This window comes from Streptococcus mitis, assembly GCF_023109515.1.
GTDB classification, from domain to species: domain Bacteria; phylum Bacillota; class Bacilli; order Lactobacillales; family Streptococcaceae; genus Streptococcus; species Streptococcus mitis_CS.
Window position 1 is genome coordinate 102,839 of sequence record NZ_JALDUM010000004.1, and the last position, 24,257, is coordinate 127,095.

Consider the following 24,257-nt stretch of genomic DNA (forward strand, 5'->3'; position numbering starts at 1 on the left):
CTAATTTTTTTATTCAAAAGGCTACTATTCTTTCCAGTTTTATGGTAAAATCTTTAACGGAGAAGGAAAATCGAGGTGAAAATATGGCAATTCCAAAGTATCAATATATTAAAGATGAGTTAAAGAACAAAATCATTTCTGGTCAATTTGCCAGTGGCGATAAATTCTACACTGAAGCTGAATTGATTGCAATGTATGATGTAAGTTCTATCACAGTTGTCCGCGCCTTAAACGACCTTGCCAAGGATGGCTATATTGTCCGTCAACAAGGAAAGGGTACATTCGTTTCACGCGCACGCAAACACAAACTCGTAGAGTTTTCAGATGTAGAAGTTTTTGAAACTAAAGATGATAAAGTTACCGTCCTTTCTATTGAGCGTGGAAACAAACTAAGCTACTTAGAAAAACTTGGACTACGCGGAGATCAGTTCTACTACAAGATTGAACGCGTACGCGAAACAGGTGGTGTTGTGTACATCTACCATACATCTTATATCCCAGAACAATACATCAACGCAAATTATCCAAATCTTGAATATTATAGCTCTATCTATAACCGTTTCAAATTGGATTACCACATTCACATGAATGATGAACATTTTGAAGAAATCAATGAAATAGCATTTCCAACTCCAGAACATGCGGCTTCGATCCTCGGAGTCGATGAACAATTCCCAACCGTTTTACAAACCAAGACTACTAAACTAGAGTCTACTGGTCAAGTTCTCGCATACAGCGAAACATATAAACGCGCAGATTACTACAAAATCAAATTCATTTCATGTGACCGTGATCACTAAGAAGAAAGCCTAAGCCTTGCTTGGGCTTTTTCTATGCTTATTATATGACATTAAAAATGTATTTTCTATATGTTAATTAAGATAGACTAAATTTGTTTAAATTTTACTAAAATATAGGTAATTTCTCTCAAAAGTAATTTGAGACAAAATAAAAATCGAAGTTCTTCTACTTCTATAAATAGAGTAATAGAAATTCGATTTTTATTCTAATTATCCTAAACCAAGACGGTCAAAGATATCGTCCACTCGTTTAGTGTAATAAAGAGGGTTAAAGATTTCGTCAATTTCTTCTTGTGTGAGGCGTGAAGTTACCTCTGGATCTGCTTCGAGAAGCGGTTTAAAGTCTACTTGGTTGTCCCAAGAGTAGGCTGTTTTGGGTTGTACCAAATCATAGGCTTGCTCACGGGTCATACCTTTCTCAATCAAGGTCAACATAGCACGTTGGCTGAAGATCAAACCAAATGTAGAGTTCATGTTGCGGATCATATTTTCTGGGAAGACTGTCAAGTTCTTAACGATATTTCCAAAACGATTAAGCATGTAATCAATCAAAATGGTTGTATCTGGTGTGATGATGCGCTCAGCTGATGAGTGAGAGATATCACGCTCATGCCAGAGAGCAACGTTCTCATATGCTGTAATCATGTGCCCACGAATAACACGCGCAAGACCTGTCATGTTCTCAGAACCGATAGGGTTGCGTTTGTGAGGCATTGCTGATGAACCTTTTTGACCTTTAGCAAAGAACTCTTCCACTTCACGTTGCTCAGATTTTTGTAGGCCACGAATCTCAGTAGCCATACGCTCGATAGATGTTGCGATGCTAGCAAGAACCGCAAAGTACTCAGCGTGAAGGTCACGAGGAAGCACCTGTGTAGAGATTTCTTGAGCACGGATACCCAATTTGTCGCAGACGTATTTTTCAACAAATGGTGGAATGTTTGCAAAGTTCCCAACCGCACCAGAAATCTTGCCAGCTTCCACACCAGCAGCCGCATGCTCAAAACGCTCGATATTGCGCTTCATTTCGCTGTACCAAGTCGCCAATTTAAGACCAAAAGTTGTAGGCTCAGCGTGTACCCCGTGGGTACGACCCATCATGATGGTAAACTTGTGCTCCTTAGCCTTATCAGCGATGATGTTGGTGAAGTTTTCAAGGTCACGACGGATGATGTCGTTGGCCTGCTTGTAAAGATAACCATAGGCCGTATCCACCACGTCAGTAGAAGTCAAACCATAGTGGACCCACTTACGCTCTTCACCAAGCGTTTCAGAAACCGCACGTGTGAAGGCAACCACATCGTGACGCGTCTCCTGCTCAATCTCCAAAATACGGTCGATGTCAAAGTCCGCTTTTTCACGAATCAAAGCCACATCTTCCTTAGGGATTTCCCCCAACTCAGCCCATGCCTCGTCAGCCAAGATTTCCACCTCAAGCCAAGCACGGTATTTATTTTCTTCACTCCAAATGTTCGCCATCTCAGGGCGAGAGTAACGGTTGATCATGTTTTTCTCCTTTAAATTAACTTTACTATTTTCTTCTTTTTTTATTTATTCTATTTTTTAATTTCCTTTGGAAATTATCCTTCACTTCATCATCTGACATTACTTTAGAAATTTCTTCGTTCTTTATCCAATAAATACTTGGTGTAATGCCATCATTTATAAATTTCAACTTTCGAAATGTGTAAATAATTTCCAAAATATAAATTATCAAAGAAAAGTTGGCTAAACATATTTTAATAAAATCTACAATAGAATATTCTTCTTGTCGAACCCTTCCTTGATGGCGGTCTTCAAAAATAATTTTTTGATTATCATAATCAACTTGGGAGCTGAAGTGTTGGATTGCATTCCTGATTTTATTGTTTAAATTATTTACGGGTTTACTAAATGGCTCTGAAACATCAAGATAAGCTTGTCCTGGATTGTACTGATTAACTTTATTAAATTTACTTGATATGCTCTCTAGATTATTGTGATAACTTCGTCCATTACAACAATTATCATAACCATTTCTTTCAAAAATGTTATTCAATGCAATAACAAGGTTGATATTATCGAGAATCCATTCATAACTTGAAGCATAAAAATCATTTAACTTTTTATAGTTCGCTGCAGACACCCCACTACTAGCTTGATCTAAGCGATTATATCCATTAGAATTTAGCAAAGTAACTACGGGAATCATGAGAGAGTAAATACTTGAAAACGTTTCAAGTATTTCAAAAGCTTTACGCTCAACCGTATCAAAATCGCTCTCGATATGATCTATATACCTAATAATTTCATCTCTATGTTCCTTAGAAGAATATATTTTTTTAGCTAAAGAAGTGTATTCTGCTAATGTACCATTTCCAAGAATATTACTGATTCCTGAGGTTGTCAAAAACATCTGGTGTAAGACTATCGTCGCATCACTAACATTCTTTACTTCTCTAAACAGGGTTAAATGCTTATTTTCATCTAATAATTTCTTTAAATCACGATACAAATATTTTTCTTGTTTATTCCAAAACAAATTGAACAAACGAAGAATATTGTTAAATTTTCCTTCCGTAACAAAGTCTGCAAACTTCATTGCTTTAGAAATCTCTGTCACACCACCATACTCCGAGTCACTTTTAAATTTATCCAAACGCATTGCTTGGTTGAGGAATGGTGAGGACAATATTCCATCTATGACAGTCTCTTTTAAATATAGTTTATTTGTTGGAAATTCTGAGGAAACATCTAAACGCCAAATAGGTAATTTTGTATATTTTTGATAGTTAGGAGCTTCTTCATTTAGCTCTGTAGCGTTTTTTAAAATTAGTTCAAAAGGTTCAAATTTTACCTCACCACTAATCGGTGTTTTGCAGTCTTTACATTCAAATTGGAAAGTAGCAGGATATACTCCCATTTGAATACCTAACTCATAGCATTTTTCACACGTTATACATAAAATATGCTTTGGATAAATCATTTAACTTATCTCCCTTGATTTTCTATAAATTAAAACTACACCAACAGTCGTCGAGAACCTGTCTTACACTCCAAACTCCTCTTTCCCTATCGCCACAGACGGATAGTGTCCAAGTTCATTCAAGTTGGTATCCAGTGGTAAGTCGTAGATTACGAGATAGTTGTTAGGAAATTGAGCCATAAGTTCTTGGTACTTTTCTTGAACTTTGTCGTGATCAGCACTTGCAAAAACAACTTCCACAACAGCATTTTCCTTACTATCTTCTACAAATGCATTAACAATGATTTGAATCATAAAACCTCCTACAGCGAAATCCCCTTCATATTGGCTTCCAGAATAGGCATCTCAACACCCAACTCCTGACCTGTCAGATAGACACTTTGACAACAGTAAAAGATATCTTGTTTATCATTATGCAAGGTCATGATTTTTCGGGTTAGCTCATTTTTCGCAAACATAGCTTTCATGGCCTTCCCTGCAATCCAAGCGGGAATTTTATAAGGCAAGAGTTCTGCTTTGTAAAGCTTCAAATTCACACCACGCGCTTCTACGACTTTCAAAGCCTCTCGAATGGCCTTGATGGCTAATGATAATTCCGAAGAACTGTTCATCAAGTTCAAAGCCAATTTTTCTGGATTTTCTAGATTTCCCGAGCGTGCAGCTGTCGAGGTGACACCCGCATTAATCGCCATGTGAATCCAAATCCACTCGACCATATCATGGGGAATCTCCCAACTCAAATCTGCTGAAATCAGCAAATCCGTCAAATCAGCATAATTGAGGATGTGTGCTTTTTTCTCCCCTTCTAACATTAAATGGTCGAACAAGACGCCATCTAAATGGCCCTTATTCATATGACCACCAGCTGTCGGAAATGCGAGAATATAGTCATACTCCCCTGCCCATTTCTCTACTTCCTCTCGCGTATTCCAGAAATTACAGAAGAAAACGAGAGTTCCTTTAATCCGATTTTCTCGCAAGGTTTCCACGGCTTCTTTTACAAAACCATGACGCACACTGATAAGAATAAAATCATATTCCGCATGAGCCTCCGCCACATGAACCGCATAGGTATCCTGTTTATTTTCACCTTTGGAAACATAACGGCCATCTAGTAAATCAACTGTCAAGACGTTTGGTGCTGTACTTTTCTTACTTTCTCTCAGCACGTGCTCTACCTGATGACCTGCTTTTTGAAAAGCATAGGCATAAATGGTCCCGATAACCCCAAGACCTAAAATTGCTATTCTCACCTAAAAATCAATCCCTTCTCCAAACTCATCCACACTATCCGGCACATCACTAAACAAAGTCACATGTCCCATCTTACGATTGTGCTTCGCTTCTATTTTACCATACATATGAAGGTGGGCGCTTGAATTTTCTGTGACATATTTTTCAGCGACCTCGACGTGTTGGCCGAGAACATTAAGCATAACAGCAGGCGCATGCAGTTTAATGACTGGCAATGGTGCTCCCAGAACACCGAAAATGTGGGTGTCAAACTGCGAAAAGTCACAGGCTTCGATTGAGTAGTGTCCTGAGTTATGTGGGCGTGGGGCGATCTCATTGACAACGATGTCATCAGCTGTCGCAAACATTTCCACACAGAGAGTTCCAGACAAGTTCAGTTGTTCAGCAATTCGCACTGCCATTACTTTGGCTTTGGCTGCTAGACTATCCGAAATGCGAGCAGGGACAATAGTTTTTGAAAGAATGTTGTTACGATGAATATTTTCCTGAACTGGAAAAACCGTCACGTCCTTGCCATTTCCTGACACGATGACAGAAATCTCAAGGTCAAAATTGACAAATTCTTCCAAAACACAGTTTGCTGAATCGGCTAGCGCATAGGCTTCTTCCAAGTCTGCTTCTGAGCGAATGACTTTTTGTCCATGCCCATCGTAGCCACCAGTCGCCGTCTTGAGGACATAGTTTTTCGACAGGTCAATATCTGCCAAGTCTTGGCTTGAGGTCACGACCTTGTAAGGTGCCACAGTGACTTGTGCCTTGTTTGAGAGGAAGTCCTTTTCAAAAATGCGATTTTGAGAGATGCGGAGCAGGTCTGTTCCTTGAGGGAGTTGTCCTTCCTTGATAACCGCATCCAGACCGTCAGCATCGACATTTTCAAACTCATAGGTAAGGACATCGCAACGCTCAGCTAACTGACGAAGGGCATCCACATCGTTATAAGGAGCCACGATGATTTCCGCCACTCGAGAGGCCGGGCAATCAGCCGCAGGATCCAGCGCGATAACCTTGTGGCCCATGTAGATAGCAGAAATAGCCATCATTTGACCCAGCTGGCCACCACCGATAATTCCGATTGTTTTAGATGAGCTCATTTGTAGACTCCTCTGCGATTTTTCCTTGCTCTTCTGCGAAATCTGCCAATGCTGTCGCGATAGCCTGATCCTCTACTGACAGGAGACGGAGGGCAAAGAGGGCAGCGTTAGTCGCTCCAGCTTCTCCGATAGCCATAGTCGCAACAGGCACGCCACCCGGCATCTGTACGATAGAGTAGAGCGAGTCCACGCCACTAAGAGCGCGCGACTTGATAGGTACCCCGATGACAGGAAGGGTTGTTTTGGCAGCTACCATTCCTGGCAAGTGAGCTGCGCCCCCAGCACCTGCGATGATGACCTGGATACCACGGCGACGAGCCTCTTCGGCATGCTTGAACATAAGGTCTGGTGTGCGGTGGGCAGATACAACCTTCTTTTCGTAAGCAACGCTGAAGCGGTCTAGGACTTCGGCGGTTTTTTGCATGGTTGCCCAGTCAGATTTTGAGCCCATGATGATGGAAATAATTGGTTTAGTCATAATTTTTCCTTTTTTCTTCTTTTTTGATAATGGTCTTAGGTGGTGGGGACGGAAGCAAACCTTCGGTTTCATTCCTAAACTTTGAGCCTAAGGTCTCAAAGTTTCCCCGACCAGAACAGTATCTGTTCTGGTCTTTTCACCACGGCGACCATTATCTTACTTTGGCTCGCTCTTGCTCGCCATGACAAAGTTAGTATCTGTTAATCTTTTATAGCCTTACTTCCAATATCTGTTCGGTAAAAGAGGCCTTCTGTGTTTTGTTTGTTGAGTTCGCCGTAGATGGTGTTTTGGGCTTCTTTGACGGTATCGGCTGTGGTAACGAGCATATAAACACGTCCACCGTTTGATAGCAGTGCTCTGCTATTTTCCGCAAACTTAGCACCTGCATAGTAGGTGATGATGTCTCCTTCTGTCTTGGCTGGCAGCTTGACACCTTTTTCATAGTCTAGCGGATAACCGTTGGATGCAACAACCACACCCAGAGTCACACCTTTGTCCGTCCAGGTGATGTTTGGCTCCTTGCCATCGAGGATATCCGTAATATTTTGTGCAAAGTCAGATGTTAAACGAGGTAGAATAATCTGAGTTTCAGGATCTCCGAAGCGAGCATTAAACTCGATGACCTTAGGTCCATCAGCTGTCAAGATAAGCCCTGCGTAAAGGATACCCAGATAAGGGCGCCCTTCTTTAATCATGCCATCAAGGACTGGCTTGACAATGGTGTCAACCGCTGTATCAACCACACTCTGTGGTAAGTGTGGAACTGGCGCATATGCCCCCATACCTCCCGTGTTGGGCCCCTTGTCACCATCATAGGCACGTTTGTGGTCCTGAGCCGTTGGCATGATGTAGAACTTATCACAATTGACAAAGGCAAAGAGTGAAAATTCCTCCCCATCAAGGAATTCCTCAATAACTACACGCGCACCTGAATCACCGAATTTATTGTCCAATAGCATCTCATGAGCTGCTTCGACTGCTTGCTCAACCGTCTCCGCAACGACGACACCCTTCCCAAGCGCCAAGCCATCCGCCTTGACTACGATAGGCGCACCCTGCTTTTCGATATAGGCCTTGGCTTCCTCGAAATCTGAGAATGTGCCATAGGCTGCTGTCGGAACGCCGTATTTGACCATGATTTCCTTGGCAAAATCCTTGGACCACTCCAGCTCAGCTGCCAATCTTGTCGGACCAAAGGCTTTGAGACCAGCCGCATGGAAATCATCCACGAGACCAGCCGCAAGGGCGTCATCTGGCCCTATAAAGGTCCAAGCAATATCGTTGGTTTTTGCAAACTCAATCAATTTAGAATGTTCGGAAATAGAGATATTTACCGATTCCAGACCATCCAGAGTCATACCGTCATTCCCAGGAGCTACAAATACTTTTTCAACGTCTTTTGACTCAAGCAACTTCTTAGCAATCGCATGCTCACGACCACCCGAACCGACAACTAACAGCTTCATCTTACAACCTCTTTTGCGAATTATTTACTAATATTATAACATAAACGTTCGTTTTAATCTTGTTTCACTCCGCGTTTTTACGCAAAAAAAGGAAAGAAACTGTTTTCTTCCCTTTACCTTCTTAATGTCTAAAATGTCTCACGCCTGTGAAGACCATAGTCAAGCCATATTTGTCTGCCGCTTCGATAGATTCTTGGTCACGGACTGAGCCTCCTGGCTGGATGATGGCCTTGATACCTGCTTTGGCAATTTCTTCCACGTTATCCGCAAATGGGAAGAAGGCATCTGAAGCAAGCACAGCGCCGTCCAGACGGTCTTTAGCTTGGTCAATAGCAATACGAACAGAAGCCACACGGTTGGTTTGACCTGGTCCAACACCCAGCGTCATATGATCATTGGTCACGATGATACCGTTTGATTTGACGTATTTAATAGCCTTCCAAGCAAACTCAAGTGCTGTCGCTTCTGTCTCAGTTGGTTGGCGTTTGGTCACCACTTGCCAGTCAGCAGGGCTTTCCTTAACCACGTCTTGGTTTTGCACAAGAAGTCCACCGACAACACCTGTGTACTCTGCTTCCACTTCACTAGCATCTTGAGCGTCAAATGGCAAGGCAAGGATGCGCAAGTTTTTCTTTTTGTTGGTCAAAATGGCTAGCGCTTCATCCGTATAGCTTGGTGCGATGATGATTTCAAGGAATACACCATGCATCTTCTCAGCAGTCGCAGCATCCACCTCACGGTTGAGAACGACAATACCACCGAAAATTGAGACTGGGTCAGACTCATAAGCATAGTCCCAAGCAGTTTCGATGTCGTCAGCTTGACCGATTCCACATGGGTTCATGTGTTTGAGAGCCACAACGGTTGGACGGTCTTTGAAGTCACGGATGATACGGATAGCAGCATCAGCATCACGGATATTGTTGAATGACAATTCTTTACCGTTGAGCTGTTTGGCTGATGCAATTGAGTAGTCTGTCGGCAAAGCTTTTTGGTAGAAATCCGCGTCTTGTTGAGGGTTCTCACCGTAACGCATGGCTTGCTTGAGGTCATAAGTCAAGGTCAACTTTTCAGGCTTACTTTCACCCACTTGAGTTGTGAAGTATTCTGCAATCAAGGCATCATAAGCCGCTGTGTGACGGAAAACTTTGGCTGCCAAACGTTGACGCGTTTCGTAAGTCGTTTCACCATTTGCTGCCAATTCGTCAAGAACCACAGCATAGTCAACAGGGTCTACTACAACTGTTACGCTAGCGTGGTTCTTCGCTGCTGAACGAAGCATTGATGGGCCACCAATATCGATGTTTTCAACCGCGTCAGCGTAAGTCACATCTGGTTTGAGAATAGTCTCCTTGAATGGATAAAGATTGACCACAACAAGGTCGATCAATTCGATATTATTGTTCTTAGCCGCTTGAAGGTGGCTATCAAGGTCACGACGAGCAAGAAGACCACCGTGGATATTTGGATGAAGGGTCTTGACACGACCGTCCATCATCTCTGGAAAACCAGTCACATAATCAATGGCAATGGTTTCTATCCCAGCAGTATCAAGGGCAACCTTGGTACCACCTGTCGAGATAATCTCCCAACTAAGTTTTTTGAGCTCTTGGGCAAATTCAACAATGCCCGCTTTATCTGAGACACTGATTAAGGCGCGTTTAGTCATGTTTTTTCCTTTCATTTTCAAACTCTCTACCTACGAATTTTTCGATTCATAAAGTATAGGGAGACGATTACCAAGACTCCCAAAATTACTGTCAGTAAAAATCTCCCCCAATAGGGAATCTCTGGGAAGAAAAAATTTACCAATAAACGTAGAATGATTACCAAGGTAATCAAGGCAAGTGTTTCCAACCATTTTTTCATCTACTTGTCCAACAATTCTCTAATAACTTCCGGATACAACTTGTACTCTGCCTCATGAATCCGAGTTTCAAAACTTTCAATGGTATCATCAGCCAACCGTGGTACACGTACTTGTTTGATGACCTTTCCTGTATCCACTCCAGAGTCCACCCAGTGAATGGTCACACCAGACTGATCCACGCCAGCATTCCAAGCATCCTCAATCCCATGAGCTCCTGGAAATTCTGGCAAGTAGGCTGGATGAATGTTGATAATTCTGCCTTCATAAGCTGCCAGTAAAGTAGGCCCAACAATTTTCATGTAGCCTGCTAGACAAACCCAGTCAATCTGGTGCTCTTCCAAGAGTTCGACAAGGGCTGCTTCGTAGTCTGCCTTGTTGTCAAACTCCTTGAGTTCAAAAGCATAGGACAGAACGCCGAGCTTGTCTGCACGTTCGAGCACATAGGCGTCACGATGGTCTGAAAAGACAAACTCTACTGGAAATTGTTCCGCTATCACCTGAAAATTTGAGCCATTACCAGAGGCAAAAACCGCTATTTTTTTCATTTGATGATGACACTTTCGTTTTCTTTCTTGAAGATGCGACCAATTTCATAGACTGGTTCATCCAACAATTCCTTGACACGGCCTACATTTTCAGGGCTAACTGCCAACATGAGTCCCACACCCATATTGAAGATTTCAAACATTTCTTCATGTTTGTTCTGACCGTATTTTTCAAGGGCTTTGAAAATTGGAAGCACTGGAACCTTGTCTTCTTCAATCTCAGCAGCCAAGTCAGCTGCAAACATGCGAGGGACATTTTCGATGAAGCCGCCACCTGTGATGTGGGCAATACCGTTGACCAACTCTTCTTTGATGAGCGGCAAGACAGCCTTGACATAGATACGAGTCGGCTCAAGAAGAACTTCTTTGAGTTTCTTGCCCTCCAATTCTGGTAAGACTTCCTCACCTGTATAGTCCGCAAAGACACGACGAACGAGTGAGTAACCATTTGAGTGAATACCACTTGAAGCAAGTCCAAGAATCACATCACCTTCAGCTACTTTTGAACCGTCTATGATTTGAGATTTTTCAGCCACACCAACTGCAAAACCAGCCAGATCGTAGTCATCTGCGCCATACATACCAGGCATTTCAGCAGTTTCTCCACCGATGAGGGCAGCTCCTGCCTGCACACAACCTTCTGCCACACCAGCAACCACTTGTTCTAGCTTAGCTGGTTCATTCTTCCCTGTCGCTACGTAGTCAAGGAAATAGAGGGGCTCCGCACCCGCAGCGATGATATCATTGACACACATGGCTACACAGTCCTGACCGATGGTATCGTGCTTGTCGTACTTGATAGCCAGCATGAGCTTGGTTCCGACACCATCAGTTCCTGAAATCAAGACGGGTTCTTTAACCCCAGTCTTTGAAAGGTCAAACATACCACCAAAGCCACCCAGTGCTCCCATGACACCTGCACGCTCCGTACGAGCCACGTGCTTTTTGATCCGTTCAACAACTTCATAACCCGCTTCAACATCCACACCAGATTGAGCGTACGCATTTTTATTTGCCATTTTATTTTTCCTTTTCTTTTTTTGGGAAAGACTGCGACGTATTTTTAGATAAACAATTATTTTATCTAAAAATACTAGTCAGGTCTCTAGCTTTGGTCCCATAGGAGAAAGCGTCTACTGACAAATGCTTTAGCTTTTAGTCAGTAGTGAGACGTGGGGCATAAGCATTCTTATTTGTCATCTATTTGTTACTTTTTTTTAATGGAAAATCTGTCATCTATTTGTAAAAACTGGTCTTTTCTTCCAAACTTCTACGATAATCTTCTTCATAGTCATAGAGAGGTGTTGGGTAGTCACCGTCAAAGTAAGCGACACAGAGACCGCCATTTGGCGCATCTGTTTCAATCCCAATCGACTCAATCAAACCTTCAACAGAAAGGTATGTCAGACTGTCCGCTCCAATGATTTGACGAGTTTCTTCGACCGTATGATTGGCCGCAATCAGCTCCTGACGGGTCTGGATATCAATCCCGTAGAAGCATGGATAAGCTAGCGCTGGACTACCAATGGCAACGTGAACCTCAGTCGCACCCGCTTCTTTCAAGAGTTGAACGATCCGACGAGAGGTTGTTCCACGTACAATAGAGTCATCAATCATAACCACACGCTTGCCTTTTACAACGCCTGAAACAGCAGAGAGTTTCATCCGCACCCCTTGCTCCCGTAATTCTTGAGTCGGTTGGATAAAGGTACGTTGGGTGTATTGGTTCTTGATGAGGCCCATTTCATTTGGTAGCCCGGACTCTTCAGAAAATCCCATAGCCGCGCTGAGGGAAGAATTGGGCACACCGACCACGATATCCGCCTCATGCTTGAATTCACGCGCCAATTGAGCACCCATACGTTTACGTGCCGTATGAACATTGACACCATGAATGTTAGAATCAGGGCGAGCAAAATAGATATACTCCATAGAACAGATTGCTAACTGGGTATCATCTGTATAGCTATCATACTGGATTCCCTTGTCATCAATGATCACAATCTCACCTGGCTTCAAATCACGAATCCATTCAGCACCAATAACCTCAAAAGCACAGGTTTCAGATGAAACAACCACTGCTCCGTTGGCCATTTTCCCGATAGAAAGCGGACGGAAACCATTGGGGTCAAGAGCAGCAATTAACTTATCTTCAAACAGCAAGATATAGGCAAAGCCACCTTTAACTAGACTGAGCGCCTCCTTGATTTTGCCCATCAGGCTAGGATTATGACTGCGACGAATGAGGTGGGCCAAGATTTCCGAGTCCGAAGTCGCGCTGAAAATCGCTCCTCTTTGTTCTAGTTCTTTCTTGAGAGAGGCTGCATTGGTCAGATTTCCATTATGAGCCAAACCAAACTGCATATCGTGAAAACGAAAAAGGAAAGGCTGGATATTATCTACAGAAGCTTCGCCAGCAGTCGCGTAACGCACATGCCCAATCGCACCAGTCCCCGTCAATTTATCTAAGTTAGCAGGGTTTCTGAAGACTTCTGATAGAAGACCCATATCGCGATGCCGCTTTAATTTCCCTTGGTCATTGGAAAGGATTCCTGCCCCCTCTTGACCACGGTGCTGAAGACTATGGAGACCAAAATAGGTCAATTTAGCAGCATCTGGATGTCCCCAGATACCGAAAACACCGCATTCTTCATTAAGAGATTTTACTTCGTATGTCATTTTATATACCTAATTTTTATTTGTGTAGCACCAAGAGCTAAATCTACATGACTTTTACATTACTGATACTATCTATTAAAACATCTGCAAGTCTTATTTTCCAGTAAAGTATTTAACCGCCGACGCAAACAGGTGCTGGTCTTTATTTCCTGGGATATTTTGGAAAAGACCGTCTTCATAACGTTCTGAGTGTCCCATTTTACCAATGATTTGGCCGTTCTTGCTGGTAATTCCTTCGATGGCATGGATAGAACCATTCGGATTGTACTTAGAATCCATACTTGGTTTGCCTTCAAAATCAACGTATTGGCTAAAGATTTGACCATTGGCACGAAGCTCTGCAAATTCTTCAGCCGTCACAACAAACTTCCCTTCACCATGCGATACTGGGATAGCATGAATATTACCCACTTGCACCCCAGTCAACCACGGCGAGTTGGTATTGGCAATCCGAGTTTCCACCATCTTGGCCACGTGTTGGTTGGCATCATTGTAGAAGAGGGTTGGGCTCGTACTGCTGGCATCTTCAAAGTTTCCGTATGGAAGAAGACCTGATTTGACCAAGGCCTGGAATCCATTACAGATACCGATAATCAAGCCACCACGGGCGATAAAGCTATCAATAGCTGCACGCACTTTTTCATTGAGCAGGATATTGACAATAAACTTAGCTGATCCATCTGGTTCGTCCGCAGCTGAGAATCCACCTGCAAAGAAGAGGATGTTAGCCTTACCGATATTGTCAACCATGGTTTCAACTGACTTGACAATGGCTTCTTCATTGAGTGTCACGAATGGCACCAAGTTAACCTCTGCGCCTTCTTTTTCAAATGCCTTGGCTGAGTCATATTCTGAGTTGGTTCCTGGGAAGACTGGGATGTAAACCACAGGTTTTTCAACCTTTTCTTTTGCTTTAATCACAACATCTGATACCACAGCTGGTACTTCAGCTAGTTCTTTCGCTTGAGCAAATTCTGTTGGGTAAACTTCTTCCAGTTTTCCTTGGAAGGCACTGTCAAGTTTGTGTCCATCTAGCTTCACACCGTTGACAGTTAGTGTAAAGTCTGCACTTGTTTGACCGATTTTCTCTACTCCAGCAATTTCTTCAGGAGATGTAAAGACAAATCCACCCAATTGAGCTGTCAAAGCCGTTTCAAGTTCAGACAAGATCACCTCTGCACCGATATGATTTCCAAAGGTAGCAAGAGCCAAACTTTCAACCACACCACCATATTTGACAGCTGATGCAGATGTCACTTTGTGAGCCTTTTGAAGGGCTTCAAACTGAGCAAAATTTTTCTTAATCAAGTCAAAATCAATCTCTGCAGAGAGTGCTTGACCGGAGATGTAATAGATATTTTCCCCAACAGCTTTAAATTCTGGAGAGAGCACATTACGGCTATCTGCCGTCGTCACCCCAAAGGCAACCAAGGTTGGCGGTACTGTCAATTCTTCAAAAGTACCAGACATGGAGTCCTTACCACCGATAGATGGCAAACCAAGCTGAATTTGTGCCTCGATAGAACCTAGGAGAGCTGCTACTGGCTGACCAAAACGCTCTGCTTGTTTATCCATACGCTCGAAATACTCTTGGTAAGAGAAACGAGCCTTAGACCAGTTGGCACCAGCAGCAACCAAACGAGCAGTCGCTTCAATAACCGCATAGGCAGCACCGTGGTATGGAGACCATTCTGCTACATATGGGTTGAAACCTTGAGCCATGACTGACGCAGTATGAGTCACACCGTGTTGAACTGGCAATTTTTGCACAGATGCCTCAGTTGGTGTGAGTTGGTAACGACCACCAAGTGGGTGATTAACCGTTGAACGACCAACAGAGCAATCAAAGATAGTCTGCAAGCCTTTTTGACTCGCATGGTTGAGATCAGACAGAACCGCAAGGGTATCAACTTCAAGTGTGTTAGCAGATGTTTGACGCTCTTCTGGGAGTTTGACATCCTTGTCCACAACCTTAGCATCTACGACCACGCGCACACCATTGGTATCAAGGAAACGACGTTCCAAGTCGACAATGGTTTCACCATTCCAGTGCATGACTAGATTTGGTTTTTCCGTCACTGTCGCAACTACAACAGCATCAATATTTTCTTTGTTACATTCCGCAACGAAGGCATCTACATCCTCAGGACGAACCACAACTGCCATCCGTTCTTGAGATTCAGAGATGGCAATTTCGGTACCATTCAAGCCTTGGTATTTAAGAGGCACTTTGTCTAGGTCAATTTCAAGACCGTCTGCCAATTCACCGATAGCTACACAGACACCACCAGCACCAAAGTCATTGGATTTCTTAATAAGACGAGTGACATCGCCATTACGGAAAAGACGTTGAATCTTGCGCTCTTCGATGGCATTCCCTTTTTGAACCTCAGCACCAGCAGTTTCCACGGACTCAACTGTTTGAACCTTAGAAGAACCTGTCGCACCACCGACACCATCACGTCCAGTCTTACCTCCAAGGAGAATAATCACATCTCCCGCTTCCGGTTTTTCACGGACAACATTGCTCTTAGGAGCCGCTCCGACAACAGCACCTAGCTCCATGCGTTTAGCTACAAAGCCTGGGTGGAAGTATTCACGAACGTAGGTTGTTGCAAGTCCAATCTGGTTACCGTATGAAGAATAACCATGGGCCGCTGTTTTAGAAATGACTTGTTGTGGTAATTTCCCAGCACGCGTTTCCGAAATCGGTGCGGTAATATCACCCGCACCTGAGATACGCATAGCTTGGTAAACATATGAGCGACCTGACAATGGGTCACGAATGGCTCCACCGATACAAGTAGCCGCTCCACCAAATGGCTCAATTTCCGTTGGGTGGTTGTGGGTTTCGTTTTTAAACATGAGGAGCCAAGGTTCCTTGACACCATCAACGTCCACTTCGATTTCAACCGAGCAGGCATTGATTTCGTCAGACACCTCCATATCGTCCAAACGTCCATTAGCACGCTCATAACGACCGAAAATAGTCGCCATGTCCATCAAGGTTTGTGGTTTCTCCGAACGGCCCAACTCATCACGCATGGCAATATACTTGTCATAAGTCGCCTGCAATTGCTTTTGGAATTTCGATGCTGAGAAATCAATCTGTTTCAACTCTGTTTCAAAAGTCGTATGACGGCAGTGGTCAGACCAGTAAGTGTCCAAAACCTTGAGCTCTGTTTCCGTCGGCACGCGCCCTATTGACTTAAAGTAGTCTTGGATAAAGAGCAAATCATCCACTTCCATGGCCATCCCTTGCTCTGCCTTGTAGCGGGCAAAGTCTTCTGCTGTATAACTTTCAAAGAAAGTCAATTTAGGAATGGTCTTGTCCGACTCTGAAAATTCCTGCTTGGCAATCCCTGTTGTGATGTCCTTGAAACGAGAATCAACTGGGTTGAGTAAGTAGTTTTTGACTGCTTCCAACTCAGTCGCATCAATATCTTTATTGACCAAGTACAATTGTGCTGTATTAACCGTCACATCACTCGAACTTCCCAACAAAAGCAAGGCTTCCTGTGAAGAAGCCGCACGCTGGTCAAACTGCCCTGGCAGGCTTTCAATGGCAAAGAAAGCATAGTTGGCAAGATCCGCCTGTACAGCAGCTTCATCCAAGACATGGTCTGTCACCTGCTCAGAGAAAATGTGTTTCTCTGCAGGCGCAAACAAGTCCTCAGCCAAGCTAAAGACATCATACACTTGCACAATACGAATACTTTTCAAGCTTGAAAGTCCCAAGTTATGCTGGAGTTCTCTAACCAAACTCTCTGACTTGACCTGAAAATCAGCCTTTTTTTCAACAAAAATACGTTTATCCATCAATTCTTATTCCTTTATTTCAGCTCTTACAATGTTCCAACGACCTTGAGGTTGTTATTTCAATTCTTGCAACTTTTCCCAAACAATCTCGTAAACGTCGGTTAGTTCTCCCAATCCTCTACGGAGTGAAAAGGTCGGGGGACCTTTTCAGCCTAAGTCCTTTTAGTTGAGAGACGAAGGTTTTCCGTTGCAAACAGATTATTTCAATTCCTGCAACTTTTCCCAAACAACTTCATAAACATCGGTTAATTCACCTAGTCCCCTACGGAAAACATCCTTATCCATGTGGTTGCCATCCGCATCCCACAAACGGCAGTTATCTGGTGAAAATTCATCTGCTAAGATAATCTTGCCATCCTTGTCAAAACCGAACTCTAGCTTAAAGTCAATCAACTTAAGCCCAATCTCAGCAAACCAAGCTTTCAAGAGTTCATTGATACGACGGGTTTCTTCCTTCAAGTAGGCAATCTGCTGGTCATCCGCAATCTTTAGAAATTTCACATGCTCATCATTGATAAAGGGATCATCCAAATCATCATTTTTATAGTAAAATTCGACAATCGGAGTCTCAAATGCGATACCTTCGTCTACACCAAAACGTTTTGAAAAGGAACCAGCAGTATAGTTGCGGAGCACGACTTCCAAAGGAATAATCTTAACCTTTTTATTGAGTTGTTCCGTGTCTGAAAGCTTCTCCACAAAGTGAGTCGCCACACCAGCCGCATTTAATTTCTCAAAAATAAAAGATGAAATCTGATTATTCAATACTCCCTTGCCTGCAATCTGCTCCTTCTTGACACCATTGAAAGCAGTCGCCTGGTCCTTGTAAGTTGAAATAATAAGATTTTCATCCTCAGTTGTATAGATGTCTTTAGCTTTTCCCGAATAGATCAATTGTTTTGACATTTTAAAGTTCGCCTTTCGTATTACTTGAGCACATTCTACCACAAAAAACCTAAAATTACAAGAATTTAACCGAATAAATAACACATTAACTCTAAAAATCGTAAAGAAAAAACTGCAAGAAGTATCTTTCTCACAGTTTTAAAATCATTTAATACTCTTCGAAAATCAAATTCAAACCGCGTCAACGTCGCCTTGCCGTACTCAAGTACAGCCTGCGGCTAGTTTTCTAGTTTGCTCTTTGATTTTCATTGAGTATAACTCCAAAAACACGAACATTACTCTTTATTCAAAAACTGATCCAAATAATAGCGCAGATAACTTTTCTTGCCCGTAATCATCTGCAGACGACCTTCCACCCCATACCGAAGTTTTTCAGCCTGCTCAGAAGTTAGATTAGTCTCCGCCTCGATTTTAAAGAAATTCCCTTTCTCAGTCTTGGTAGCTGTCGCATCTATGCTGGTAATCGTAGAATCTAGGAAAATTTGATTCTTGGCATCATGAGTCGTAGTATAACGAACAGAGTCCCCAATCTTGACTCTTGCTACATCTTTTGAACTAAGATAAGCTGTTAGTTTGGCTTTCCCTTCTTTTTCCAAGGACGGATAGAGTTGGGCTAGTAGGCCACCTTCTGCAACCATGGTAGAATCACTAGTCTCAGGATTAAGGTGAAGCACCCCATCCTCACTGGCCGTAATTTTCCCCTTGTCTAGAAGATTTCCCTGTACCTTCTTACCTGACTCTGCTTCCAAGATTTTCTGGTCTAGAAGGGTCAATTCCTGACCAACCTTTGCCAAGTGTTGGGATTTGAGAGACTCCAATTGACTGCTTAAGCCTGACGCATAGGCTTGCTGGATACCTGAACCTGCATACTGGACACGATAAGTAGCAAGACTAGATTCTAACTGAGAAAGCTGTGCTTCTACCTGCGCAACTGCTTGTGCCTTAGCTTGCGGATTTTCCTCGCCCTGAGACTTGTAGGACTGGAAGAGAGAGTAGGCTAGATTCTGACTGTCCAAGGAAGCACCTGTTTCAATAGCTGACTTAGCTGTCTGGTAATCGCGAATTTTAGCCTCTGTTTGGCTGATGAGGTTGCCGATTTCGGCTTGGGTTTGGCTAGCTGCTGCATTCTGGGACGCGATGGTCTCATTTTGTTGCGATGTACTAGCCCTAAGACTACCTGCTTGGCTGAGGTAGTCACGAAAGGTGGCTTGGTAGCCAAATTTATCCTCCTCTGGAAAGTGGTTCTCCCCTTCTTGCAGACTCTTTTGCAAATACTCCAATTGCTTTTTTTGATCCTTGAGCATGTCCAGCTGACTAGCATAGGCCTCCGCTTGGACACCCTCTGCCCCTTCTTGATATTGAACCAACAGTTCTCCCTTTTTAACCAGCTTACTTTCTTCCAAATGATTGACAAGAATACGATTGTTGCTAGTTGACTGGATATTTGCAAGGATACGACTAGGCTCGACAGTAGCTCTAGTAGACATACTCATCTCCTTCTCTGCCAAAGTTGCAAAGCCAAGTAAAAACACGAGCAGAAGGAACATGGGGACAATCACCCGACTGGAAAAATTATGGTAACGACGATTATAAAACTCCGCACTTTCTAAAAATTCTGGTTTCATCCTCTCCTCTTTCTAGCTATTGACCAAATGGGCGTAAAAACCACCCTGTGCAAGCAAATCAGCATGATTTCCTTCTTCAACAATCTTGCCCTGATCCAAGACAACAACCTTCTCTGTCCGCTCAGCAATGGTCAAGCGGTGAGCGATGAAAATCAAGGTCTTATCTAAAGCCATAAGATTATCGACAATTCGCTTCTCTGTCAGAATATCCAAACTGCTGGTCGCCTCATCCAAGATCAAGACCGGCGCATCTGTCAAGAGAGCACGTGCCAGAGCAATTCTCTGACGTTGACCACCTGAGATCCCTGCCCCATCCGAAGTCAATTCTGTCTGGTAATTCAGTGGCATGCGCTCAATGTCCTCCCGAATCTCTGCCAATTCGACCGCCCGTAAGATATCTTCCTGTGTCGTCCCCTCCTTGGCTCCCAAAAGAAGATTGTCCAAAATCGTTCCGTTAAAGACATAGGGCTGTTGAGGCAGATAGTTGATATACTGGCGCAAGGCCTTTTTATCAATCTGATTGAGATTGACACCACCCAGACTAATCTCCCCTTGACTTGGGTCGTAAAAATTAACCATCATCTTGGCCAAGGTCGTCTTACCTGACCCTGAAATCCCCACAAAAGCCACCTTAGAGCCTTGGGGAATGGTCAAATTGATATCTGACAAGACATCTCGACCATAGCCATACTTGTAGGAAACCTGCTTGAAAGTCATATCTCCCTTCATCAAGCTCAGATCCTCAACTGTTTTCTTCTCCTCAAACTCAGAAGCTACCAGATAAACTTCATTCAGACGGTTATTGGCAACCTGGGCTGTCTGAAGCTTAGTTTGCAGATTGATGATATTTTCCAAAGGATTGGTAAAGTAAACCAGCAAGGTATTATAGGTAATCAACTGCCCCAAACTCATCTTGCCATCCATGACCAGAACAGCCCCCATCCAGAGAATGCCGACATTGAGCAAGAGATGGGCAACTTTTTTCAGAGCCTTTTGCTGACTCTCTGCTCGACTATAGGTAAAGGATTTTTTCAGATAATCCACAAATTCCTTGTCAATTTTTTGGTAACGCTGACTCTCACTGGTCAAGGACTTGATAGTTTCAATACCATTGATGTCCTCAATGATAGAAGAAGACAGAACCGCATTGGCTTCCATGGTATCCCGATTCATCTTTTCAAACGGCTTCATAAAAGCAAAGATAATCACTGTGTAGATAGGTAGTGCCAATAAAGTCATGAAAAAGAGATTGGTATTTTGCGAAAATAAAACAAGGGAAATAATGACAACCGTTGACACATCTAGGAAAATCGAAAGAATGGTCGAAGCCAGCGCATCGATGATACTATTAGCATCCGTGAAACGAGACACGATTTCCCCTGTCCTGCGTGTCGCAAAAAAGGACATAGGCAGGTGAAAAACATGCTTGATATAGGACAAAATCACATCAATAGACAAGCGTTGCCCCAAAACAAGTAAGAGATACTCCTGAGCATAAGACAAGATCTGCTGGAGAATATAAACAATGACCAAACCAATAGAAATAATCCCCAGCGTCGAACGCATCTGATCTGGCACATAGGTATCGATGATAGACTGCAGATAATAAGAACCCACAATGTTAATCAAGGTTACCAAGAGTGTTGCCAAAACGATATTAGCAATCAAGCCACGCTGCTTCACTAATATAGGGATAAAAGAGAGCAGACCATTCTTTTGATCCTTATGAGGCTTGTAGTCTGGACTAGGTGCCATAAAAAGGGTCACTCCTGTCCATTCTTCCGCAAAACGCTCACGTGGCAGTTTGGTCAATTTCACCCCAGGATCTGGATCGGCAATATGAATGCTATCCTTATCCTGTCCAGTCACCACATAGTAGTGGAGCAATTTTCCTTCCTTAAGCACATGGGCAACAAAAGGAAAAGTCAAATCGGGCAAATCAAAAAGCGTCATATCCGCCTTGATAGCTCGTGTCTCAAAGCCAATCTCCTCTGCCACCTTGACCAAGCCCAAAGCCGTCGTCCCATCCATGGTCGTCTTGGCCAATTCTCGCAAGTGAGCCAAAGAATAATAGCTACCATAGTAGCCAAAAACCATGGCTAATGAAGCTACACCGCAGTCCATCTGATCCACCTGCGGACGATAGTGACGTTTCCCAAATTTCATATTCAACTCCTTTTTCCTAATACTCAATGAAAATCAAAGAGCAAACTAGGAAACTAGCCGCAGGCTGCTCAAAACACTGTTTTGAGGTTGTAGATAGGACTGACGAAGTCAGTCACATATATACGGCAAGGCGACGTTGACGTGGTTTGAATTTGATTTTCGAAGAGTATAAACTCATCTGATAACAACTATCTTACCCCAATCCCCAAACAAAAACTGGACTTCCTTCCCAAATGCGCCTATCTACCTCCCAACTGCACTTTTCGGATAAAAAATAGGCAGAACAAATGCCCTGCTAAAATATATATTTATTTCTTTTTCTTCCTAATTCTTTTGTCAATCATGTACAAAACGATAATCGAAAACAGCGGTGGTACAATATAACTCTTTTCACTCATTGTCAGCTGAAATCCCAGAGTTGCTAGTATCTTAAAGATAAAAATATTCATCAAAAATAGAAAAACAAATACTAAAAAATATCCTAAAACCTTCTTCATTTCTTTTATTCAACTTTCCTAATTTCTATAACTATTTTATCAAAAATATATGTAAAACTCTAAATAAACACCTCAACTGCACTTTTTGGGGCAAAAAATAGGCAGAACAAACGTCCTACCTACTAAAAATATGCTATTGAAAGGAAAATGATTTTTTACTGACACCCTAGGCAAGCTTGGAACAAATAAATCATTGATAGTAACATTTGTGACATCCTATTCATTACTTCAATTTCTAATGTCCCTACTATTTCTAAGCCACCTCTGGCATGATCTATTCATAGTCAGAATAGGTAACACCGTTCTAAATTACGATTCATAGTTACTCCTTTTTTTGATTCGTTACTATAAGACACCTATTCCCTATAAAGAGTCTACTACTTCAAATTTATCCATTCTTTTTTTCTTTACTTCTGTATAAAAGAATGAAGACCATCATAAATAATGCAATCGTGGGTATATTAAGATTATCAAACCAAGTAGGTAAAGATACTTTATTTATGTCAGCTACTAATCTGATGATTATATAAGACATCGAACTAAGTAATACCATGATTTCAGGCAAAACTTTCAATACTGATTTAACGAATTTTTTTAGAAACATAGAAATGCCTCTCTGACTACAATCAGATTATGGTCTATTCGCATAATACCCCAAAGCTGCTCCACCTGCAGGAAGTAATAATCCTTCGATAACAATCAATAAACCTACTTCAACTTATTCACTTTGCTCTACGATTTCAAATTGATTCAAATTTTGCATGTTATACCCCTCTTTAAATAATACTAGCTAAGCCAATAGTGAGTCCCACTAATAAACCTACCATCCCTGAAGCTGATATAATAATAGCCGCAAATTCGTTTGAAAAATTCATTGATTTCTTCACAGTGTTTTATCTTATCTGAAGTAACCCCATGCAGCTAGCCCTACAGCGGATAAACCACCGACAACATACCCTGCAACCTTGATTCCTACTGGAACTGCTACTACCGCTGCAGGAAGTACTCCTCCATCAACTGTTGCTAGTTCTTTTTCTGTCATTTCTGTAAACTGATTATCATTTACTAAAATATTCATTTTAAGTTCTCCTTGCTCTTATTCACTTTTGCTTTAAATATTTCTTTTTTATTAATATAGTATGTCAATGCTACTAACAAAATACAGATCCCCAACGATACCTTCTCTAAATTAAGTAGAGAATAAATTAATAATATGCTGTAAGCTGTTAAAGCAGATCCTACATATATTTTTTTTAACATTCTATTCATAAAACTTACCCAAAGTCTTATTTCAGATTTTTACCAACTTGATAGAGACCTGCTCCCAGTATAATAGCCCCTCCTGTTACAGAAAAACCTTTAAACGCCGCTACTCCAAACGCAACTACTAGTGGTGCAATTCCCCCATCTACATTCATCAACTCTTCTTCTGTAAGAGCTACAAAGTTCTGTTCCATTTTGTCAAAATTTGTCATCTTTTTTCTCCTTTATTTCTATTTTTTAGTTTACGATTTCTGGCTCTTAAACCATTTTAAAAACCAGAATAGATAAATTACTGAATTCCTTTTCGTCTCACTTATCTATTTGAGAAGTGATTTAAAATGAACAGGTAGATTTCATTTATTTTAAATACCATTTGATAAACCATGGCAATAAGATTGGTAAATACATCGCGTAGTCTCCTTCCTTTTCCTCTTACTTATCTATTCGAAAAAAATTTCGAAAATGTACAACTAAATTAAATTTTATTTAAAAAATAATTTAATGAACCACGGATACAAGATTGGTAGATACATAAACCAGACTCCTTTCTGTTTCCTCTTGCTTATCTATTCGAAAAAAATTTCGAAAATGTACAACTAAATTAAATTTATTTGAAAAATAATTTAATGTACCATGAATAGAAAATTGGTAGATACATGAAGCAAACTCCTTTCCTTTTCCTCTTACTTATCTAATCGAAAAAATTTCGAAAATGTACAACTAAATTAAATTTATTTAAAAAATAACTCGGTAAACCATGGGTAGAACATTGATATAAACATGAACTAGGCTCCTTTCCTTTTCCTCTTACTTATCTATTCGAAAAAGAAGTC

The 24,257-nt window shown here is 42.0% G+C and carries 19 protein-coding genes; 1 reads left to right on the forward strand and 18 read right to left on the reverse strand.

Annotated elements, in window-relative coordinates; translation table 11 throughout:
• Positions 1-83: 83 nt before the first annotated feature.
• Entirely contained in the window at positions 84-800 is a 717-nt protein-coding gene (locus M1G05_RS08860) for a GntR family transcriptional regulator (RefSeq protein ID WP_001007193.1), read from the forward strand.
• A 210-nt stretch (positions 801-1,010) separates the two neighbouring features.
• Here the strand turns inward: M1G05_RS08860 and purB are convergent, their stop codons facing one another.
• The 18 genes from purB to M1G05_RS08960 form a co-directional block, all read right to left on the reverse strand.
• Complete coding sequence (gene purB, locus M1G05_RS08865; protein WP_247953576.1) at positions 1,011-2,306, reverse strand: adenylosuccinate lyase; 1,296 nt, start codon at positions 2,304-2,306, stop codon at positions 1,011-1,013.
• A 25-nt stretch (positions 2,307-2,331) separates the two neighbouring features.
• The gene (locus M1G05_RS08870) at positions 2,332-3,765 is read right to left on the reverse strand and encodes a hypothetical protein (RefSeq protein WP_247953577.1); all 1,434 of its coding nucleotides are present in this window, start codon (positions 3,763-3,765) and stop codon (positions 2,332-2,334) included.
• A 63-nt stretch (positions 3,766-3,828) separates the two neighbouring features.
• Positions 3,829-4,059: a phosphoribosylaminoimidazole carboxylase gene (locus M1G05_RS08875; protein ID WP_247953578.1), complete on the reverse strand. Its 231-nt coding sequence runs from the start codon at positions 4,057-4,059 to the stop codon at positions 3,829-3,831.
• A gap of 8 nt (positions 4,060-4,067) precedes the next feature.
• Positions 4,068-5,018, reverse strand: coding sequence for a ketopantoate reductase family protein (locus M1G05_RS08880; RefSeq protein WP_247953579.1), 951 nt, complete (start codon positions 5,016-5,018; stop codon positions 4,068-4,070).
• Positions 5,019-6,110 (reverse strand): 5-(carboxyamino)imidazole ribonucleotide synthase, encoded by a 1,092-nt coding sequence (gene purK, locus M1G05_RS08885; RefSeq protein ID WP_247953580.1) that lies wholly within the window; start codon positions 6,108-6,110, stop codon positions 5,019-5,021.
• The gene (purE, locus tag M1G05_RS08890; protein WP_247953581.1) at positions 6,097-6,588 is read right to left on the reverse strand and encodes a 5-(carboxyamino)imidazole ribonucleotide mutase; all 492 of its coding nucleotides are present in this window, start codon (positions 6,586-6,588) and stop codon (positions 6,097-6,099) included. The genes purK and purE overlap by 14 nt, the downstream gene beginning before the upstream one ends.
• Before the next feature lie 200 nt (positions 6,589-6,788).
• Entirely contained in the window at positions 6,789-8,054 is a 1,266-nt protein-coding gene (purD, locus tag M1G05_RS08895) for a phosphoribosylamine--glycine ligase (RefSeq protein WP_125455954.1), read from the reverse strand.
• Positions 8,055-8,175: 121 nt separating this feature from the next.
• The gene (gene purH / locus M1G05_RS08900; RefSeq protein ID WP_125455953.1) at positions 8,176-9,723 is read right to left on the reverse strand and encodes a bifunctional phosphoribosylaminoimidazolecarboxamide formyltransferase/IMP cyclohydrolase; all 1,548 of its coding nucleotides are present in this window, start codon (positions 9,721-9,723) and stop codon (positions 8,176-8,178) included.
• A 200-nt stretch (positions 9,724-9,923) separates the two neighbouring features.
• A complete protein-coding gene (purN, locus tag M1G05_RS08905; RefSeq protein ID WP_125455952.1) occupies positions 9,924-10,469 on the reverse strand; it encodes a phosphoribosylglycinamide formyltransferase in 546 nt (181 codons plus the stop codon).
• A complete protein-coding gene (gene purM / locus M1G05_RS08910; protein ID WP_247953582.1) occupies positions 10,466-11,488 on the reverse strand; it encodes a phosphoribosylformylglycinamidine cyclo-ligase in 1,023 nt (340 codons plus the stop codon). The genes purN and purM overlap by 4 nt, the downstream gene beginning before the upstream one ends.
• A gap of 217 nt (positions 11,489-11,705) precedes the next feature.
• Positions 11,706-13,148 carry an amidophosphoribosyltransferase gene (gene purF, locus M1G05_RS08915; RefSeq protein WP_049544726.1) on the reverse strand — a complete coding sequence of 481 codons (1,443 nt, stop codon included), beginning with the start codon at positions 13,146-13,148 and terminating at the stop codon, positions 11,706-11,708.
• Positions 13,149-13,241: 93 nt separating this feature from the next.
• The gene (locus tag M1G05_RS08920) at positions 13,242-16,967 is read right to left on the reverse strand and encodes a phosphoribosylformylglycinamidine synthase (protein ID WP_247953583.1); all 3,726 of its coding nucleotides are present in this window, start codon (positions 16,965-16,967) and stop codon (positions 13,242-13,244) included.
• 198 nt (positions 16,968-17,165) lie between these two features.
• Complete coding sequence (gene purC / locus M1G05_RS08930; protein ID WP_033686106.1) at positions 17,166-17,873, reverse strand: phosphoribosylaminoimidazolesuccinocarboxamide synthase; 708 nt, start codon at positions 17,871-17,873, stop codon at positions 17,166-17,168.
• A 275-nt stretch (positions 17,874-18,148) separates the two neighbouring features.
• Complete coding sequence (comB, locus tag M1G05_RS08935) at positions 18,149-19,498, reverse strand: HlyD family secretion protein (RefSeq protein ID WP_247953584.1); 1,350 nt, start codon at positions 19,496-19,498, stop codon at positions 18,149-18,151.
• A gap of 12 nt (positions 19,499-19,510) precedes the next feature.
• Complete coding sequence (comA, locus tag M1G05_RS08940) at positions 19,511-21,664, reverse strand: peptide cleavage/export ABC transporter ComA (RefSeq protein ID WP_055387765.1); 2,154 nt, start codon at positions 21,662-21,664, stop codon at positions 19,511-19,513.
• 308 nt (positions 21,665-21,972) lie between these two features.
• A complete protein-coding gene (locus M1G05_RS08945) occupies positions 21,973-22,161 on the reverse strand; it encodes a hypothetical protein (RefSeq protein ID WP_000756559.1) in 189 nt (62 codons plus the stop codon).
• Positions 22,162-23,059: 898 nt separating this feature from the next.
• Positions 23,060-23,239: a Blp family class II bacteriocin gene (locus M1G05_RS08955; protein ID WP_247953585.1), complete on the reverse strand. Its 180-nt coding sequence runs from the start codon at positions 23,237-23,239 to the stop codon at positions 23,060-23,062.
• Positions 23,240-23,447: 208 nt separating this feature from the next.
• A complete protein-coding gene (locus M1G05_RS08960) occupies positions 23,448-23,636 on the reverse strand; it encodes a class IIb bacteriocin, lactobin A/cerein 7B family (protein ID WP_000180826.1) in 189 nt (62 codons plus the stop codon).
• Positions 23,637-24,257: the final 621 nt, after the last annotated feature.